Source organism: Brevibacillus sedimenti, from assembly GCF_020923495.1.
Lineage (GTDB): Bacteria > Bacillota > Bacilli > Brevibacillales > Brevibacillaceae > Brevibacillus > Brevibacillus aydinogluensis.
The window spans coordinates 3,261,954-3,279,281 of sequence record NZ_CP064048.1 but is presented as its reverse complement, the minus strand read 5'-3'; the positions used below and the strand labels follow the sequence as shown (position 1 = coordinate 3,279,281).

At 56.8% G+C, this 17,328-nt stretch carries 15 protein-coding genes; 11 read left to right on the top strand and 4 right to left on the bottom strand.

The window, feature by feature from the left end:
• Positions 1-130: 130 nt before the first annotated feature.
• Both IRT44_RS16110 and IRT44_RS16105 read left to right on the top strand, forming a co-directional pair.
• Positions 131-1,909 carry a 2-oxoacid:acceptor oxidoreductase subunit alpha gene (locus IRT44_RS16110; RefSeq protein ID WP_171564717.1) on the top strand — a complete coding sequence of 593 codons (1,779 nt, stop codon included), beginning with the start codon at positions 131-133 and terminating at the stop codon, positions 1,907-1,909.
• Positions 1,881-2,747: a 2-oxoacid:ferredoxin oxidoreductase subunit beta gene (locus IRT44_RS16105; protein WP_171564718.1), complete on the top strand. Its 867-nt coding sequence runs from the start codon at positions 1,881-1,883 to the stop codon at positions 2,745-2,747. Before IRT44_RS16110 ends, IRT44_RS16105 begins: the two co-directional genes overlap by 29 nt.
• Positions 2,748-2,832: 85 nt before the next feature.
• On the opposite strand, the gene IRT44_RS16100 is transcribed toward IRT44_RS16105, so the two are convergent.
• Positions 2,833-3,870, bottom strand: coding sequence for a YkvI family membrane protein (locus IRT44_RS16100; RefSeq protein WP_171564719.1), 1,038 nt, complete (start codon positions 3,868-3,870; stop codon positions 2,833-2,835).
• A gap of 52 nt (positions 3,871-3,922) precedes the next feature.
• On the opposite strand from IRT44_RS16100, the gene IRT44_RS16095 reads away from it, so the two are divergent.
• From IRT44_RS16095 to IRT44_RS16085, 3 genes are all read left to right on the top strand, one after another.
• Positions 3,923-4,672, top strand: coding sequence for an MBL fold metallo-hydrolase (locus IRT44_RS16095; RefSeq protein WP_171564720.1), 750 nt, complete (start codon positions 3,923-3,925; stop codon positions 4,670-4,672).
• Between the two features lie 25 nt (positions 4,673-4,697).
• Entirely contained in the window at positions 4,698-5,261 is a 564-nt protein-coding gene (locus IRT44_RS16090; RefSeq protein ID WP_230077892.1) for a tRNA 5-(aminomethyl)-2-thiouridylate-methyltransferase MnmM, read from the top strand.
• 205 nt (positions 5,262-5,466) lie between these two features.
• Positions 5,467-6,546 (top strand): YheC/YheD family endospore coat-associated protein, encoded by a 1,080-nt coding sequence (locus tag IRT44_RS16085; protein WP_230077000.1) that lies wholly within the window; start codon positions 5,467-5,469, stop codon positions 6,544-6,546.
• 76 nt (positions 6,547-6,622) lie between these two features.
• Here the strand turns inward: IRT44_RS16085 and cbpB are convergent, their stop codons facing one another.
• Positions 6,623-7,093: a cyclic-di-AMP-binding protein CbpB gene (cbpB, locus tag IRT44_RS16080; RefSeq protein ID WP_171564722.1), complete on the bottom strand. Its 471-nt coding sequence runs from the start codon at positions 7,091-7,093 to the stop codon at positions 6,623-6,625.
• Between the two features lie 286 nt (positions 7,094-7,379).
• Here cbpB and IRT44_RS16075 point away from each other — a divergent pair, with 286 nt between their 5' ends.
• Positions 7,380-8,066, top strand: coding sequence for a hypothetical protein (locus IRT44_RS16075; protein ID WP_212132539.1), 687 nt, complete (start codon positions 7,380-7,382; stop codon positions 8,064-8,066).
• Between the two features lie 62 nt (positions 8,067-8,128).
• Here IRT44_RS16075 and IRT44_RS16070 read toward each other — a convergent pair whose 3' ends face one another.
• Positions 8,129-8,971 carry a lipoate--protein ligase family protein gene (locus IRT44_RS16070; protein WP_212132538.1) on the bottom strand — a complete coding sequence of 281 codons (843 nt, stop codon included), beginning with the start codon at positions 8,969-8,971 and terminating at the stop codon, positions 8,129-8,131.
• Between the two features lie 144 nt (positions 8,972-9,115).
• A complete protein-coding gene (locus tag IRT44_RS16065; protein ID WP_230076999.1) occupies positions 9,116-10,339 on the bottom strand; it encodes an S-layer homology domain-containing protein in 1,224 nt (407 codons plus the stop codon).
• 232 nt (positions 10,340-10,571) lie between these two features.
• Here IRT44_RS16065 and miaB point away from each other — a divergent pair, with 232 nt between their 5' ends.
• The 5 genes from miaB to mutS all read left to right on the top strand — a co-directional run bounded on the left by miaB (position 10,572) and on the right by mutS (position 17,323).
• A complete protein-coding gene (miaB, locus tag IRT44_RS16060) occupies positions 10,572-12,083 on the top strand; it encodes a tRNA (N6-isopentenyl adenosine(37)-C2)-methylthiotransferase MiaB (RefSeq protein ID WP_230076998.1) in 1,512 nt (503 codons plus the stop codon).
• Positions 12,084-12,090: 7 nt separating this feature from the next.
• Positions 12,091-12,528, top strand: coding sequence for a YlbF/YmcA family competence regulator (locus IRT44_RS16055; RefSeq protein ID WP_171564727.1), 438 nt, complete (start codon positions 12,091-12,093; stop codon positions 12,526-12,528).
• Between the two features lie 123 nt (positions 12,529-12,651).
• Positions 12,652-13,212, top strand: a complete 561-nt coding sequence (gene cotE / locus IRT44_RS16050; RefSeq protein WP_171564728.1) for an outer spore coat protein CotE — start codon at positions 12,652-12,654, stop codon at positions 13,210-13,212.
• A 119-nt stretch (positions 13,213-13,331) separates the two neighbouring features.
• The gene (locus tag IRT44_RS16045) at positions 13,332-14,627 is read left to right on the top strand and encodes a putative amidoligase domain-containing protein (RefSeq protein WP_230076997.1); all 1,296 of its coding nucleotides are present in this window, start codon (positions 13,332-13,334) and stop codon (positions 14,625-14,627) included.
• Between the two features lie 116 nt (positions 14,628-14,743).
• Positions 14,744-17,323 carry a DNA mismatch repair protein MutS gene (mutS, locus tag IRT44_RS16040; RefSeq protein WP_230076996.1) on the top strand — a complete coding sequence of 860 codons (2,580 nt, stop codon included), beginning with the start codon at positions 14,744-14,746 and terminating at the stop codon, positions 17,321-17,323.
• Positions 17,324-17,328 lie beyond the last annotated feature (5 nt).

Here is a 17,328-nt window from a genome sequence, read left to right as displayed (position 1 = left end):
GCACTTGCATTTTTGCATAGCTCGGACTACAATTGGTACAGTCTATGCACAATTTTGTCACATCTTATCGGAACCTGTCGGGTAAGGTGGGGCAGCTTTTTCTCACAGTCACTGAAGGGGTGGAATCTGAATGATTAGTCAACTTTCCTGGAAAGTTGGAGGACAGCAAGGGGAGGGTATCGAGAGTACCGGTGAAATCTTCTCCATGGCGATGAACCGGATGGGATACCATCTGTACAGCTATCGTCACTTCTCTTCCCGGATCAAAGGTGGACACACCAACAACAAAATTCGTGTGAGCACCAAACCGATGCGCGCCATTTCCGACGATTTGGACATCCTCGTCGCGTTCGACCAGGAGACAATCGACTTCAACGCGCACGAGCTGCGCGAAGGCGGCATCATCATCGCGGACTCGAAATTTAACCCGAAACTGCCGGAAGGTTTGAAAGCGGTTCGCTTTTTCACGGTGCCGCTGACGGAAATTGCCGACGAGTTGGGAACGTCCCTGATGAAGAACATGGTGTCCATTGGTGCGTCTGCTGCCATCCTCGGCATTCCAGTGGAAAGCTTCCGCAATATTGTTGAAGACATGTTCCTCCGCAAAGGCGAAAAAGTGGTGGAAAAGAACATGGAAGCCATTCGCCGCGGATTTGAATACGTCAATGAACTGACGGGTGGACAACTCCCTGAATTCCAACTGGAGAAGGCTGACGGTCAAAAGCAGCTCTTCATGATCGGCAACGATGCGATCGCACTTGGCGCACTGGCAGCGGGTTGTCGTTTCATGCCGGCTTACCCCATCACCCCGGCTTCCGAGATTATGGAATATCTGATCAAAAAACTGCCGAAGTTTGGCGGTACGGTTATCCAGACCGAAGACGAAATCGCAGCCATCACCATGGCAATCGGCGCCAACTACGGCGGCGTGCGCGCCATGACTGCATCTGCCGGCCCGGGTCTGTCCCTGATGATGGAAGCAATTGGCCTTGCCGGTATCACCGAAACACCGGTGGTCATCGTCAACACCCAACGTGGCGGCCCGTCTACCGGTATGCCGACCAAACAAGAGCAATCCGACGTCAACGCCATGATCTACGGTACGCATGGCGATATTCCGAAAGTGGTGATCGCTCCGAGCACGGTGGAAGAGTGCTTCTATGACACGGCTGAGGCGTTCAACATCGCGGAAGAATTCCAACTGCCGGTTATCGTCTTGACCGACCTGACGCTGTCGCTGGGCAAACAGACGGTTACGCCGTTTGACTACAGCAAAGTGGAAATCCGCCGCGGCAAGCTCCTGGCTGGACAAGAACTTCCGCCGAAAGAGCAAAACGACTTGTTCAAGCGCTACGAAGTGACCGAAGACGGCGTTTCTCCGCGTGTGGTGCCGGGTCAAAAATACGGCCTGCACCATGTGACAGGGGTTGAGCACGATCAAACCGGTCGTCCGTCCGAGAACGCTGCAAACCGCGTGCAGCAAATGGATAAACGGATGCGCAAACTGCAAGGCGTGCTGAAAGCCTTCAAGAACCCGATCACCTTCGACGCTCCGCATGAAGAAGCTGACGTGCTGATCGTGGGCATCAACTCCACCATTGGCACGATCCAGGAAGCAAAAGGTCGTCTGGAACAAGAGGGCGTAAAAGTGAACCACGCACAAATCCGCCTGATCCATCCGTTCCCGGCCGAACAACTGAAACCGTACGTGGAAAAAGCAAAACAAGTAATCGTCGTGGAACACAACGCGCAAGCGCAAGTGGCCAACCTGATCAAACTGAACGTTGGACACGAAGAAAAAATCAAATCCGTGCTGAAATACGACGGGAACCCGTTCTTGCCGAAGGAAATCTATACCGAAGTTAAGGGGCTGATTAAACATGGCGACTATGAAAGAGTTTCGCAATAACGTAAAGCCGAACTGGTGCCCAGGCTGTGGTGACTTTTCCGTGCAGGCGGCCATCCAACGCGCCGCTGCCAACGTGGGCCTGGAACCGGAACAGCTGGCGGTCGTTTCGGGTATTGGATGCTCCGGTCGTATTTCCGGCTACATTAACTGCTACGGATTCCACGGCGTTCACGGCCGCGCCCTGCCGATCGCGCAAGGGCTGAAAATGGCAAACCGCGAACTGACGGTTATTGCTGCCGGCGGTGACGGTGACGGTTTCGCCATCGGGATGGGCCATACGGTTCACGCCATTCGCCGCAACATGGACATTACCTATATCGTGATGGACAACCAAATCTACGGTCTGACCAAAGGGCAAACCTCTCCGCGTTCTGCGACCGGTTTCGTGACCAAGTCCACTCCGAGCGGTTCCATCGAGTCGGCAATCTCGCCGGTTGAGCTGGCGCTGTCCGCAGGCGCAACGTTTGTTGCCCAATCCTTCTCCAGCGACCTGAAAGGCTTGACCGAACTGATCGAAATGGGGATCAAGCACAAAGGCTTCTCCCTGATCAACGTGTTCAGCCCGTGCGTGACCTACAACAAGGTGAACACGTACGACTGGTTCAAGGAAAACATCGTACCGGTGGATACCATCGAAGGCTACGATCCGCATGACCGCATCAAGGCCATGTCCTACTCCATGCAGTACAAAGGCCTGATCACCGGTCTGATCTACCAAAACACCGAACAAAAATCTTACGAGCAATTGGTTCCGGGCTTCAAGGAAGAAGGGCTGGTCAAACAAGACCTCCGCATCTCCGACGAAGATTTCGCCAAACTGGTTGCAGAATTTGCCTAAGCAGCACAATCGTAAGCGAAAGAACCTCTCCCGCGCGGAGAGGTTTTTTTGTCGGGGTTTTTGTCCATACGCGGCCCGGCAGGGTTCAGACAGAGCGGTTCCAGACTTGGCGGACAAAGAGCATGAACAAAAACAGCAGGACAAGCTGGCCAAACAACGGGTACAAAAAGCGCAGTAGCGGCCCGAAGCCGATGAAGCTGACAGCGTAGCAGACGAGCAGGATGACAAAGACCACGACCGGTCTGCGCAGGCCGGTCGTCTTGTTTACCTGTTCCGACAAGCCAAAGACGTTGGCAGACAGCGTCGAAAAGATCTCGGTGTACACCAGCAGGGAAAAGAAAAACGGAATTCCTTTACCCACGCTCTGCAGGAGGGCAATCATCGGCATCTCCGCTTCGCCGATTCCCGGCATTCCTGCTGACAGGGAGGCGTACGAGAGCAGCAAGAGGATGCCGATGCCTGTTCCTCCCAAAATGCCTCCCCAAATCAGCGGCCGTTCGCTCTCGCTCTCCCTGCCGATCGGCACCAACACTGCTTGTGTCAGCGCAACGTTTAAGGCAACATAGTAGAGAGGAGAGCTGAGCCAGACCCACGGACGGATGCTCACCACCTGCGGACCAGTGTCGTTCCACGGCTGCGTGTACAAAAACACGAGCAGGGTGAAGCCGATCAACAGGGGAACAAAGAGACTGTTGACCGAGTGAATGCCAAACAACCCTTTCCGCGCCACGAAAAAGGTCATCACCATGCTGATCCAGATGCCCACCTGCGGCGACAGGCGGAACGATTCCCAGAAGATCGCTCCGGTGGCGGCCAGCATGACGGACGTGGTGCCGAGCAGGACTGTAAGCAGGAGTGTATTGAACACGGTGCCAATGGCCCGTCCGAACAAGTACGTGCTCACATCCTGATAGGAATTGGCCTGAATCCGGTAGGCAATCAGCATGATGCTCACACCTGCCCACACAAACAGCAGCGAGGCGAGCAGGATGCCGATGAAACCCTGCGTGCCGTACCGGACAAAAAATTCGACGATCTCTTTTCCTGAGGCAAAACCGGCGCCTACCACTGTACCAATATACGTAAAGGCGATTTGCAGAGCGGCTTTCCATGATTGCTGCATGTCAAACCTCCTGTCCCACTTAATTCATCCTATGAAAGGAAGCGACGTGAATATGCTGGTAACCGTGTTAGGCTTTCAGTCGCCGTATCCAGGGCCTGGCGGTGCCACCCCCGGGTATCTGGTGCAAACTGATCACACCACCCTGCTGCTCGACTGCGGCAGCGGCGTGCTGGCCAAGTTGGGAGAGTTGCTCCCGATCTACGAGCTGGATGCGCTCCTGCTGTCTCATTTTCATCATGATCATGTGGCAGATGTCGGGGTTTTGCAGTACGGATTGATGGTTCATCAACGGGTGGGCGATCGCTCGCCCGATCAGCCGCTGCCGATCTACGCGCCGGGACAGCCGGCAGAAAAAGCAGCAGGGCTTACTTACCGGGAAGCAACCCGCCTGGTTCCCGTAGACGAAAAGTCGCAAGTGACCGTGGGGGATGTGCAGATCAGCTTTCTTCGCACGGACCACGGGGATGGTGACCCCTGCTATGCCATGCGGTTGGAAGCCGGGGGAAAAACGCTGGTATACGGGGCAGACAGCGGACCGAATACGATGTGGGACCCGTTTGCCCGGCAGGCCGATCTGTTTATCTGCGAGGGAACGTTCTTGGAGCGCTACAAGCCGGCAGAGCCCCATGGTCATCTCACCGTGCGGCAGGCAGCGCAGGTGGCGGAATCGCTGGCCTGCCGATCCTTGTTGATTACCCATCTGTGGCCTGCTTACACGGAGGAGGAAGTGCGGGCGGAAGCGGATGTATACCGGACGGGTACGTGCCACATCGCCCGGTTTGGCCTGCAAATCCGGCTGTAATGCATGAGGAGAGGAGAGAATGACGTTGTTCCCCAACGTATTGGAAGTAGCACGAAAATTGATTCGCGAACGCGTCGGAGAAAATGAGACAGTTATCGACGCGACGATGGGAAACGGCAACGACACCCTGTTTCTCGCCCAACTGGTCGGCGAAAAGGGGAGAGTCATCGCCTACGACATTCAGCCGCTGGCCATGGAAAAGACCCGGCAGCGGCTGGAGCGGGAAGGGGTACTGCAGCGGGTGCAGCTGCAACTGGCCAGCCACGAAGAGATGGCCAACCTGGATGTATCGGCTGCAGCAATCATGTTTAACCTCGGATACCTGCCCGGTGGTGACAAGGCCATCACGACGCAGGCGGCGAGCACGGTCCGGGCGATTGAAGCAGGGCTAAAAATCCTGCGGCCAGGCGGGATCATGACGGTGATGATATACTGGGGCCACCCTGCCGGCCAGGTGGAAAAAGAGGCAGTGGAGGCGTACTGCCAGACACTCAGCCAGCTGGATTACCTGGTATTGAAGTACCAGTACATCAACCAGCAGAATCAGGCGCCGTTTTTGCTGGCGATTGAGCGGCGGCCCGTTACCTAGCGATCGCGTCATTGCGTTTCCCGGGCAAGCGCAGGATACGACAGCGGTGGCGGCATGGGCAAAATCGTGTCGCCTGGCTGTCGGTTGGGCGCGCTCCCGGCAGATCCATTCCCCCGTAATGCACCACGGTGAGCAAAAATAGGCACGCGCTAGCCATGTGTCACTCATATCAATAGGGTGAGGAATGGCAGCAAGGGGGATGACCGTGGACCGAGTAGGCATCATGTTGGATTGGACTGTCTTGCAGAGAGGCATCAGAGGCGACAAGTCTTACGAACGTCTTCCCTATTACGCGGAGATTTGCAAGGAACTGGGGATGGAGCCGGTCTTTTTTCATCCGCGCCATGTGCGGCCAGGCGGACAGACGGTGCTGGGTCATTTTTGGAATGGAAGCCGATTGATTCCCCGCCTGGTGAACGTGCCGAAGGTGATCCACAACCGCGTGCTGTCCAGAAACGGGCGGATACGGGCCACGATCCGCCGGCTGAGCAGGACGCGCACCGTGTTTAACGGGCTGGTGGTGAGGGACAAATGGAGGGTACACCAGATGCTGTGGAAAAATCCCGCCATCCGTACCTACCTGCCGCATACGGTGTTGTTCACACCAGAGAGGCTTCGCATGTTTTTGGACCGGTATCAGACAGTGTACGTCAAACCGGCGATTGGTTCGGTGGGGATTGGCGTTGCCCGCATTGAACGGCACAACAACGCCTACAGGTTTATCGCGTTCAGACGGAACAGAACCTTGTCCCGCAAGAGGCTGATGGCCGAAACGGCCAGGTGGGTGGGCAAAAGGCGGTTTATTATTCAGCAGGGAGTGCCGCTTGCCCGTTACCAGGGCAAGACATTTGACATCCGCGTGTCGGTGCAGAAAAACGGAAATCAGGAGTGGACGGTTAGCGGCCTGGTCGCCAAGGTGGCCAATCGGGCAAACAAATTGAGCAACCTGGCTCGCGGCGGACGTGCCGTTCCCTTATCACGGGCCCTGGGGCCGCTGTTTACCGCCGAGCAGCAGAAAGAGGTGGTTGAGCGGATCAAACGGGCGGCTGTCGAGATTGCCAGGCAGTATCAGCGCCACTTTCCGTCGCTTGCCGATCTGGGACTGGACATGGGCATCGACAGGCAGGGCCACCCGTATCTGATTGAGATAAATGTGCGGGACCAGCGGTATTCGTTTTGCAAAGCGGGAGAACTGGCCATGTTTAAAAAAACCTATCGTCATCCGATGGAATACGCGCGTTCCCTGCTTGCCGGGAATGGAAGGGGCAGGCAGACACGTCCGTAGAGCAAGCAGACCTGGGCCAAACTGGACTAGGTCTGCTTTTTTCATGGCGAGCGGAGTAAATTGTCGCTTACTGTATTCATGAATGATCGGTGAATTGTTTTTCCGCAGCAGGGGAGGGGAGGTTGCGGAAGTGGCGGTAGAGGACCGCGAGAATCGACCTGCGGGTCAGGATGCCCTGAAAAATCCCGGTGTCATCCTCGATGCAGATAAACGGATGATTAATCGACATCTCCAAGGCTTTGAGAAACTCATCTGACTCTTTCATCCGGGGGACTTTGGTGTTCATCACGTCATCGACGGTGTAGTCGGACAGCTTTTCATATTCAAACCGTTCAAGTCCCAATATCTTGTTGACGATCATTGTGGTGCTGATCTGGCCGTGCAGCCGGTAGGAGTGGTCCAGTACGGGTATGGCAGAATATCCGGTTTTGGTAAGCACGAGCAGCGCGTGTTCCAGTGAATTGCCCAACTGCACGTGGGCCACCTTGGTCGAAGCGATGACCAATTCGTTGAGTTTGGTGTGCAGCAATTGCTCAACCTGCTTCAAACAATCCACCACCTTTTTTCGTCTCTGACGGCACGGCAGTACCGTACCCTTGTGGTTCACTTCTATGATACCGTATGGCGTAAGCGTACGGTAGTCCTGCCTGAAAAAAAGCCCGGCAGTATGTCGTACAATCGTTCAAGGCGGGGAACAAGCGGACCTTGTTCGCAGGACCTTGTGCCGTACTCGGGACGTTGGTCGGATGGACGTGTAACCGAATGGCTGGTTCCATCGTATTACAAATGGACGCCTATTGTCTTTTTGTATGTATGCAAGGAGTTGGATAGTCATGCGTAAACCCATCTGGGGAGCGGTCGCCTTGATGATGCTGGTATCGGCCGGAATAGGGCTGTTGGCCGGCCGTTTGCTGATCAAGCCAGCCGGCCACTCGGAGCAGGCATTGGGCACGTCGGCTGTGCCTGCGTGGATGGTGGAAGACATGCGCGAACGGCTGGACACCTCACTGCGCTCCCGCGTAATGCCGGATCGGATACATGTCATGACGCTGCCGACGGTTACACAGAACCAGTCGGCTTCGCAGCCCGTCGATCTGGCCGGTTCACTCACGCTGGACGGTGAAAAAGGCTTGTTCGTCGTGTACGCAAGCGAAGATGGAGACTATCAGCCCGCCTACAGCAAGAATGAACCTCTCTTCAGTCTCCAGCAAGCCGGCGGCGGATACCTGGTGGTGACGACGGTAAAACCGGCCAGCCACGGTCAGGAGCGCACGCTGTACGTGCTGCGAAAAACGTCTTCCGGCTATCAGGAAGTGTGGAGCGGTGTGGCCGCCTACCGGCATAAACAGGGAGAGACGACAGAACTGCTGGACGGTACCGTTCAGATTGACCCCAGGCGCCATACGATGATCTATTTTCAGCTGGAACGTACACTTGATCAAACCGGCTTCTCTTTGATGGAAAAAAGCTCCTACGAACTCTTGCGCTACAATGAGCGGTCTAACCGTTTCGAAAAGTGACGCAAATCAAAAGCGCCTCTCTTTACGAGGCGCTTTTCCCCTGTGCATGGTATGATAGGGGATCAGCCCGGCAAATGCCAGTCGGGCCTGATCAGTTCATCCGCCGTAAACGCGAACAACCCCAACCGCTCGGCGAGATGGTGCCGGGATTCTTCCACCAGTGTCTTGGGCACGGCAAACGGTGCGGGGCTGATCGGCCACTCCCTGCGGATGGCGGTCAGCAGCCGTTCCTTGACGTCCGAGACGGTAACGGGGCGGCCGGTCAATCCGGCGATGCTGCCCACTGTGTTCCCGTCGATGAAGGGAATGGGACGGTGATTGTCCATGTCAGCGAGGCCGGCTTTCGCGTAGAAGCGTTCCATCCACGCACCGCGCGGCTGTTCCTCGACGTTGATGCACAATTGCAGGATCGACCCGAAGCGGGTGCGCCGTTGGGCCATGCCGCCGATTTTTTTGCCGCCAATCGAGAAGTCGTATTCGCCCGCGCAGTAGGAACCAGTCACTTCGCCAAACTGCATGTCGCCGTACTCGCGCAATCCCACATGCAGCATCCGGGCGACGAATTGGAAAAAAGCGTCGATCGCAATCGACGTGTCGGGCAGCAGACAGGCGAGGTTGAGCACGCCCGCGTCCAGCGGCACACAGGCTCCGCCGGACGAGCGCAGCACGCAGCCAAAGCCGTCTTGACCAAATTGGCGCAGCGCCTGTTCCAGCCGCGGCAGTTTGGCGTCGCGGCGGCCCAGGTAGAGCGCCTTGTCGTACACCCACAGGTGGATGACTGGTTGGGCGTCGTCCCGGTTCATGTAAGCAGCCAGCGCTTCGTCGCGAATCAGCGGCTCCAGCGGATTGTCCCGATAGACACCGGAATCCATCCAGCGGAACGGCTGAGTAACAGTAAAGGTCATAGGAAACTCCTTCCCCGGTCAAGAATCGCTACCATTATACAACTGTACCTTGTTCATTTCTAGTGATCTGCACCGCAGCAAGTTTGCCGGGAAAGAAAAAACCGCTTCCGCTCAGGGGTCCCTGGAAACGGAAGCGGTGCGGCGTCACGGCTGTGCTGTAAAGGAGAAGTTATCCAGGTAGGTGATGCTGCGTGGCGCGTCTTTGGTTGCGTTACGCTGCAGATAGAGTCCCAGCTTGGTACCCTCTGGTTTCACTTTTTGCTGTCTGAAGAGGAACTGGTCGTTCATGTAGATGGAGACGCTGTCGCCGTCGACGACCACTTTCAGCCGGTTGCTCGTTTTCAGCTTGTAGGAACCGGACGCGATCACGTCAATGTCGGCGTCCTTGGCGTCTTCCACGCGGGCGAGCGTGACGCGGTCTTTGTTGACGAAGACGACATGGGCTGCGCCGTTCTTGCCGTTGAAGTACACGCCACCCAGCCCATCGGAGCCGCTCACGTTGACATCGACGGTCAATTCGTAACGTTTCGTGTTTTTGTCTTCATCCCAGATGAGCGGCAGGAAATAGTGATGCAGATTTTTCTCGGTGGAAATGGCAGTCACCTGCTTGTTGACGACGCCCCAGGTACCGACGGCATGATCGGTGTCCCAGTTTTTCAGTTCGGTATCGCTGAAGTTGTCGCTTACACTGCGCGGCAGCTCCGGTTTATCCGGGTTGGGGAAAACCACTTTGGTCTCGTCATCGTTTCGGTCCAGAAGCGCACGGTACAGGAGCGAGGCTGCTTCGGCGCGGGTGATCGGATCAAGCGGACGGAACTCGTTGTTGTACCCTTTCATCAGATTGGTCTGGATCGCGATGGCGATGTACGGGCGGAGGTTGGGCGAAATTCGCTCATGGTCGCGGAAACGTTTCAACACGTCCTGGTCCGCCTTGTGCGTGCGGTCGTAGCCGAGCAGGCGAACCAGCGCCACGGCGATGTCTTCCCGGACGGCGTACTGATCCGGCTTGTAGTAGTAGCGGGTGCCCGACTTATAGCCTGTCAGGTATGGCTTGGCATGCTCCACGTAAAGGAACGCCCAATGCGACTTCGGCACATCCACAAACGTTTGACTAACCTTGTTCTTGCGAATGTCCACGCCGGCCGCGGCAATCATGATCTTGGCAAATTCAGCGCGTGTGACCTGATTGTTGGGCCGGAATTTGCCGTCCTCGTACCCCTTGATAATCCCTTTGGCCGCCATCTCGGTGATTTCCTTGTAGGCCCAATGGCTGCGGGGCACATCGGAGAACGCGGGCGCCGCCTGAACGAACGGCACGAGAGTCAGAATCATCAGAACCGCCAGAAAAACAGATAGGACTCGCTTCATGGGAACCTCCTGTTCGGGATATATCGTTTTGCTGCTATTCAGACGGCGGACGGGTCGGCAATGTTGCACGTGGACCAGCCTGATTCAGAAAAATGTGAAAAAAGTCGCAGGAAAATGGTTTTCCAGAAAGATTCACTGGAAGTTCCTGATTTATTCGTTAAAATAAAATGTTCTATGCTATAATGTGTTGATGGTAAACCGTAAAACCAATGCTTACTGAGGTGATAGACAGATGACAATGAAAACTGAGGCGACTACGGACTTAAAATCCGGCAAGTCCCCGAAAACAACAGCAGACTACGCCAAGTACTTCCAGCCCCCTTCCTTGAAAGACGCGAAAAAGCGCGGCAAGGAAGAGGTTAAGGTGCATTACGACTTCGCCATTCCGGAAGACATGAAGGATATCGGGAAAGGCAAGCGCTACTACGTACGCACCTACGGCTGTCAAATGAATGAGCACGACTCCGAGACAATCGCCGGGATTCTTCAGCAAATGGGCTACAGCCCGGCCGAAGAAGCAGAAGATGCGGACGTAGTGCTGTTCAACACCTGTGCGATCCGGGAAAACGCAGAAGACAAGGTGTTTGGCGAACTGGGCAACATGAAGCGGGTGAAAAACAACAACCCCAACCTGATCCTCGGCGTCTGCGGCTGCATGTCGCAGGAGGAAAGCGTGGTCAACAAGATCCTGAAAAGCTTCCCGCATGTTGACCTCATCTTTGGTACGCACAACATTCACCGCCTGCCGGTGCTGCTGCGCGACGCCATGTTCAGCAAGGAAATGGTGATCGAGGTGTGGTCCAAAGAGGGCGACATCATCGAAAACATGCCGAAGATCCGCGAAGGCAACATCAAGGGTTGGGTCAACATCATGTACGGCTGTGACAAGTTCTGTACGTACTGCATCGTGCCGTACACGCGCGGCAAGGAGCGCAGCCGCCGTCCGGAAGACGTGATCGCAGAAGTGCGCGAACTGGCCCGCCAAGGCTTCAAGGAAGTCACCCTGCTCGGTCAAAACGTCAATGCGTATGGAAAGGATTTTCAAGACATCCGGTTTGGCTTCGGCGACCTTTTGGACGAGATCCGCAAGATCGACATTCCGCGCATCCGCTTTACCACCAGCCACCCGCGCGACTTTGACGACCGTCTGATCGAAGTCCTGGCCAAAGGGGGCAATCTGGTGGAACACATCCACCTGCCTGTCCAGTCCGGTTCCAGCGAAGTGCTGAAGCGGATGGCCCGCAAATACACGCGCGAACACTACTTGGAATTGGTGCGTAAAATTAAAGCGGCGATTCCCAACGTGGTGCTTTCCACGGACATTATCGTCGGCTTCCCCGGCGAGACTGATGAGCAATTCGAAGAAACGCTCTCCCTCGTGGAAGAGGTCCGTTACGACTCCGCCTATACCTTCATTTATTCGCCTCGCGAAGGTACGCCGGCTGCCGTCATGGAAGACAACGTGCCGATGGAGGTAAAAAAGGAGCGTCTCTACCGCCTGAACGAGCTGATGGCGAAGATCAGCCTGGAGCAGAACCAGAAGCTGCACAACCAGGTCGTCGAGGTGCTGGTGGAAGGCGAATCGAAAAACAACCCCAATGTGCTGGCTGGCCGCACCCGGTCCAACAAGCTGGTGCACTTCGTCGGCGACAAATCGCTGATTGGTCAGTTCGCTCACGTACGGATCACGGACGTGAAGACGTGGACCCTGCACGGAGAGATCGTGACAAAAGTCGAGGTGTAATGGAGCGATGGAACAAACAAGCCTGTACACACACAACGAGATTTTGGAAAAGGCCCGCGAATTGGCTGTAATGATTGCCCGCACCAAGGAAGTCGATTTCTACAAACGGGCCGAGCAGCAGATCAAACACAACGAACGCGTTCAGGAGCTGATCGCGGAATTAAAGAAGAAACAAAAACAGATGGTCATGTTTGAATCGATGAACAAACCGGAGCTGGCGAAAAAAGTGGAAGCGGAGTACAACCAGCTTCACGAGGAACTGGACGCAATTCCGATCGTTACTGAATTCAAGCAGTCTCAAGTGGACGTGAACGATCTGCTGCAGATGGTCACAAACGTGATCGCCAACACGGTGTCCGAACGCATCATCCTGGACACCGGCGGCAATCCGCTCACCGGCGAAACAGGCGGCGGACCGGAAAAATCCCGCGGCTGCTGTTCGTAACAGGCGAATAAACGGCGCGATCAATTCCCGACAATCCTCCCCAAAATGACAGTGGGTGTTTGCACCCTAGTCGAATGCCCTGCATACAAATGTACAGAAACGTTGTATGGAGGAGGTAAAGAAATGTCGGGTATAGACAAAGACCTGCAGTGCCGGGAACTCATCGCAAAAGCCGTCTGCGGTAAAGGTCATAAATTCTCCCAAACGACCCACACCATCATTCCGTCGCATACTCCTTCGACTGTCCTCGGATGCTGGATGATAAACACGAACTTCCAGGCGGAGCTGGCGGGGGATGCGGTTGAAGTGACTGGTACGTATGACGTCAACCTGTGGTACTCGTTTGCCAATAACACCCAAACCGACGTCACGCGGGAAACCGTCAAGTTCTCCGTACTCGTTCCGCTTACGTTCTTCGACAAACATTGCCGCGGCGACCTGGAAATTATCGCCCGGGCTGTGGAACAGCCGAAGTGCGTCAAAGCCGAACTGAGCGGCGGTGGTACTGTCACGGTGAAAGTGGAAAGTGAATTTGCCGTCGAAATTATTGGCGAAACCAAAGTGTGTGTGGTCGTTTGCAACAACTGCGATGACAAGGACTTCCACCTGCTCGGTGACTACGAAGACAGCAGCGACGAGTTTGACGACTTTGATTCGGCCACATTGCTCGACGAATTGGATTAAGAGGAGAGGCACATCTCCTCTTTTTTCTTTTTTTCGGGTGGTCAGGCGGGGCAACCGTCCCGGCACACACTTTTTTTCACTGGGCCACATAGGCTATAGCAGCAGAGCGGGGGTGATGGATGATGTTTATCCACGTACGTGAAAACGGCAGGCCATCCGGGACAGGCGGACGATACAACACCGAAGTGATGCCGACCAATATCAAGGCGGCCATTAATCGTTTGTCGAAGGGCAACCAGGCCAACAAACTGCTCAAAATGAGCGGCATCGCGACGGCAAAGGCTGGTCCGGAGCCGGGGACACGGATCTATCGCGTCCAACTGTATCAGTTTCATCTCTTGCACCTGGAAAAAAGTCTGGAGAAGGCGCACTGGCTGTCCCAGCCGTGGGGCGAGCAGCACTTCGAGCCGGTGGAGCGGCTGCCGAATGATCCGGAAGCGCAGGTGGCCGTCAAGCTGGCGGTGCGTGCCCTGTACGCCACGGGGCTGGAGTGCGGAGAAGTGCTGCTGACTGCAGCTTCGCCCCATCGTGTCAAAGTGGTGCGGGTATCGCCGTATTGGCCTGCCCAAATGTCCGATCGGTTTATGCGGGAGGCGCGGGACTGGTGGCTGAACCAGAGAAAGAGGCGCAGCGCTGACAGGCTGATGCTGGGAGCGGACCCGGAGTTTGCCCTGAGGGGAGCGGACGGCTCGATGGTACTGGCCTCCGACTACATGGGCAAAGGCGGGGTGGTCGGGTGCGATTCCACCCGGTATCGGGAAGAGCTGGCTCTGCATCAGCATCCGTTGGCCGAACTGCGTCCGGAGCCGTCCGACGACCCGGATGAATTGTTTGCCCGCATCCGGCAGGCGCTCTTGCTCGCCCGCCGCAAGATCACGGACAGGACGGTGGAGTGGCTGGCGGGCGGCATGCCGTTCGACGGCTATCCCGTCGGCGGGCACATCCACTTTAGCGGCGTGGCCCTCGACTTTTCCCTGCTCCGCAAGTTGGACGCCTATCTCGCCCTGCCGTTGGTCATGGTGGAAGACCCCGGCTGCTTGAAGCGGCGCCCCCGATACGGATTCCTCGGAGACATCCGGGAGAAGACGCACGGCGGGTTTGAGTACCGCACCCTGCCCAGTTGGCTGGTCCATCCGGATGTGACGCGAGGCATCCTGCACCTCGCCCGGCTGGTGGCCGCCTGTCACGAGCAGTTGACGGCCCGCCCTCATCTGGATGTGTCGCTCATCAGGGCGTATTACCGCGGCGACAAACAGACGTTGGCACCGTACGTGAAAGCCATATGGGAAGAGCTTTCAAGCCTCGCTTGCTACCGCGACAGCCGGGACCCGCTCGATTGCTATTTTGCCTATCTGCTCGCGGGAGAAACGTGGCCGGCCGGGCAGGATCTGCGCAAGGCCTGGGAAATCGGCTGAGCAACCATATTGACCTGAATGCGAATCGCATCTGATCTGCGGGGAAGAGGTTCAACTTCCCCGGCCGGACGTGCTATAATGTACAGGCGAGATTGCAGGCTAGGAGATTTGAAAACATGGCTCAGTATACCCCAATGATTCAACAGTATCTGGCGATCAAGCGTGAGTACCCGGATACTTTCTTATTTTTTCGTTTAGGTGATTTTTACGAACTGTTTTTCGACGATGCCATCACCGCCTCGCGTGAGCTGGAGATTACGCTGACCGGCCGGGACGGCGGCGGGGACGAGCGTATCCCGATGTGCGGTGTGCCGCATCACTCGGCTGACGCCTATATTGCCGAGCTTTTGAAAAAAGGGTACAAGGTGGCTGTCTGCGAACAGGTGGAAGACCCGAAAGCGGCCAAGGGTGTCGTCCGCCGCGAAGTGACCCGCGTCATTACCCCGGGGACCATGATGGAGGGGAAATGGCTGACGGACAAGGAAAACAACTACATGGCGGCGATCGCCGAAGCGGACGGCCGAATGGGTATTGCCGCCTGTGACATGAGCACGGGCGAGATGTACGTCACCTCGCTGTTTGGCACGGCGGGAGCCGCGCTGGACGAGGCGATGCAGTACCGGCCGAAGGAACTGGTGGTGTGCGGTCTGTCGCAGGACCTGAAGCCCGACATGCCGGTCACGTACATAGAAACCGGGGCGGTGAACGCATTTGCCGTCGATCAGCAGTATCAGGATCAGGCGCGCGAGCTGGATCTGGCGATGCGCCTCGCGGTAAATGCGCTCCTGCACTACATCGGTTCCACGCAGAAGCGAAGTTTGTCCCACATGAGGCTGATCAAGCGCTATGACGCCAAGCAGTACCTGCAGATGGACAACTTTTCCCGGCGCAACCTGGAGCTGACCGAAACCATTCGCGACAAGTCCAAAAAAGGCTCGCTGCTGTGGCTGCTGGACCGTACCGAGACAGCCATGGGCGGACGTCTTCTGCGCCGCTGGATTGAGCGGCCGCTGTTGAACAAAAGCGAACTGGAAGCACGGCTGGATGCGGTGGAACATTTGAAAGGGGATATGCTGCTGCGTTCCGACGTCCGCGCCTGCCTGGATCGGGTCTACGATCTGGAACGCTTGGCGGGACGTGTCTCGTACGGTAACGCCAACGCCCGCGACCTGGTGCAGCTTCGCTTGTCGCTGGAAGCGGTGCCTGAACTGCGGCAGCTTCTGCTGAACGCCGGCTCCCGCGTGCTCACCGAACTGGCCGAAGGGATGGACGAGTGCGCCGACATCGCTGCTTTCCTGCGGTCGGCGCTGGTTGACGACCCGCCGGTTTCCGTGCGCGAAGGCGGTCTGATCCGGCCCGGCTATGACGAGTACCTGGACAAGCTGCACACGGCAAGCCGCGAAGGCAAGAACTGGATTGCCCAACTGGAACAGGCGGAGCGGGAAGCAACCGGCATCCGTTCGCTGAAGGTAGGCTTCAACAAGGTGTTCGGCTACTACATCGAGGTATCCCGTGCCAACCTGGCAAACGTGCCGGCCGGCCGCTACGAGCGCAAACAGACACTGGCCAATGCCGAACGGTTCATCACCCCGGAGCTGAAGGAAAAAGAGGCGCTCATTCTGGAAGCGGAAGAAAAGATGGTGGAGCTGGAGTACCAGCTGTTTACCGCCATCCGCAGCGAAGTGGCCACCCACATTCCCCGCCTGCAGGGGCTGGCTGAACGCATTGCCGCCGTGGACGTGCTGCAGGCATTTGCCACTGTCAGCGAGGAGCGCGGCTATGTGCGGCCCGAACTCGTCACGACCGGCGAGTGCGTCATCCGCGAAGGGCGCCACCCGGTCGTGGAAGCGGTGCTGGATCGGGAAAAATACGTCGCCAACGACGTGGAGATGAACCAGTCGGACAGACAGATCCTGCTCATTACCGGCCCGAACATGGCCGGAAAGAGCACGTATATGCGCCAGATCGCGCTCATCGTCATCATGGCGCAGATCGGCTGCTTTGTTCCGGCGAAAGCGGCGAAATTGTCGCTGGTGGACCAGATTTTTACCCGGATCGGAGCAGCCGACGACCTGGTCGGCGGACACAGCACCTTCATGGTGGAAATGCTGGAGACCAAACACGCCTTGCAAAAAGCGACCGCGCAAAGCCTGATCCTGCTGGACGAGATTGGCCGCGGCACGTCCACCTATGACGGAATGGCGCTGGCGCAGGCAGTGATCGAGTACATTCGCGAAAAGATCGGAGCCAAGACGCTCTTTTCCACGCACTATCACGAGCTGACCGGCCTGGAAGAGTTGCTTCCCGGCGTGGTCAATGTGCACGCCCGCTGCGAAGAGCGTGACGGCAAGCTCTTGTTTCTGCACAAAATCGAGCCGGGACGGGCGGACAAAAGCTACGGTATCCACGTGGCCGAACTGGCGGAGATGCCCGGCCGGGTGATTGAGCGGGCGCGGGAGATTCTCGCCGGACTGGAAGCGAATGCAGCCGCGACATCGGCACAGGAGGTGCAGATGACCTTGGACGCGCTGTGGGCGGCTCCTGTGTCCGCAGCGAAGGAGGAGCCCGTGTCCCGCCTGTCGCCGGATGAAGAAACCGTGATGGCAGAGCTGCGCGAACTGGATTTGAACCAGATGACGCCGATGGAAGCCATGCTGAAGCTGTATGAGTGGAGACAGCGCCTGAAAAAAACGTAACGGGC

What these genes read in the sequence shown, in the direction of transcription:
- IRT44_RS16105 (WP_171564718.1), top strand. Translation starts at nt 1,881, where the DNA reads ATGGCGACTATGAAAGAGTTTCGCAATAACGTAAAGCCGAACTGGTGC.
- mutS (WP_230076996.1), top strand. Translation starts at nt 14,744, where the DNA reads ATGGCTCAGTATACCCCAATGATTCAACAGTATCTGGCGATCAAGCGT.
- IRT44_RS16070 (WP_212132538.1), bottom strand. Translation starts at nt 8,971, where the DNA reads ATGACCTTTACTGTTACTCAGCCGTTCCGCTGGATGGATTCCGGTGTC.
- miaB (WP_230076998.1), top strand. Translation starts at nt 10,572, where the DNA reads ATGACAATGAAAACTGAGGCGACTACGGACTTAAAATCCGGCAAGTCC.
- IRT44_RS16100 (WP_171564719.1), bottom strand. Translation starts at nt 3,870, where the DNA reads ATGCAGCAATCATGGAAAGCCGCTCTGCAAATCGCCTTTACGTATATT.
- IRT44_RS16110 (WP_171564717.1), top strand. Translation starts at nt 131, where the DNA reads ATGATTAGTCAACTTTCCTGGAAAGTTGGAGGACAGCAAGGGGAGGGT.
- IRT44_RS16055 (WP_171564727.1), top strand. Translation starts at nt 12,091, where the DNA reads ATGGAACAAACAAGCCTGTACACACACAACGAGATTTTGGAAAAGGCC.
- cotE (WP_171564728.1), top strand. Translation starts at nt 12,652, where the DNA reads ATGTCGGGTATAGACAAAGACCTGCAGTGCCGGGAACTCATCGCAAAA.
- IRT44_RS16065 (WP_230076999.1), bottom strand. Translation starts at nt 10,339, where the DNA reads ATGAAGCGAGTCCTATCTGTTTTTCTGGCGGTTCTGATGATTCTGACT.
- IRT44_RS16095 (WP_171564720.1), top strand. Translation starts at nt 3,923, where the DNA reads ATGCTGGTAACCGTGTTAGGCTTTCAGTCGCCGTATCCAGGGCCTGGC.
- IRT44_RS16045 (WP_230076997.1), top strand. Translation starts at nt 13,332, where the DNA reads ATGATGTTTATCCACGTACGTGAAAACGGCAGGCCATCCGGGACAGGC.
- IRT44_RS16075 (WP_212132539.1), top strand. Translation starts at nt 7,380, where the DNA reads ATGCGTAAACCCATCTGGGGAGCGGTCGCCTTGATGATGCTGGTATCG.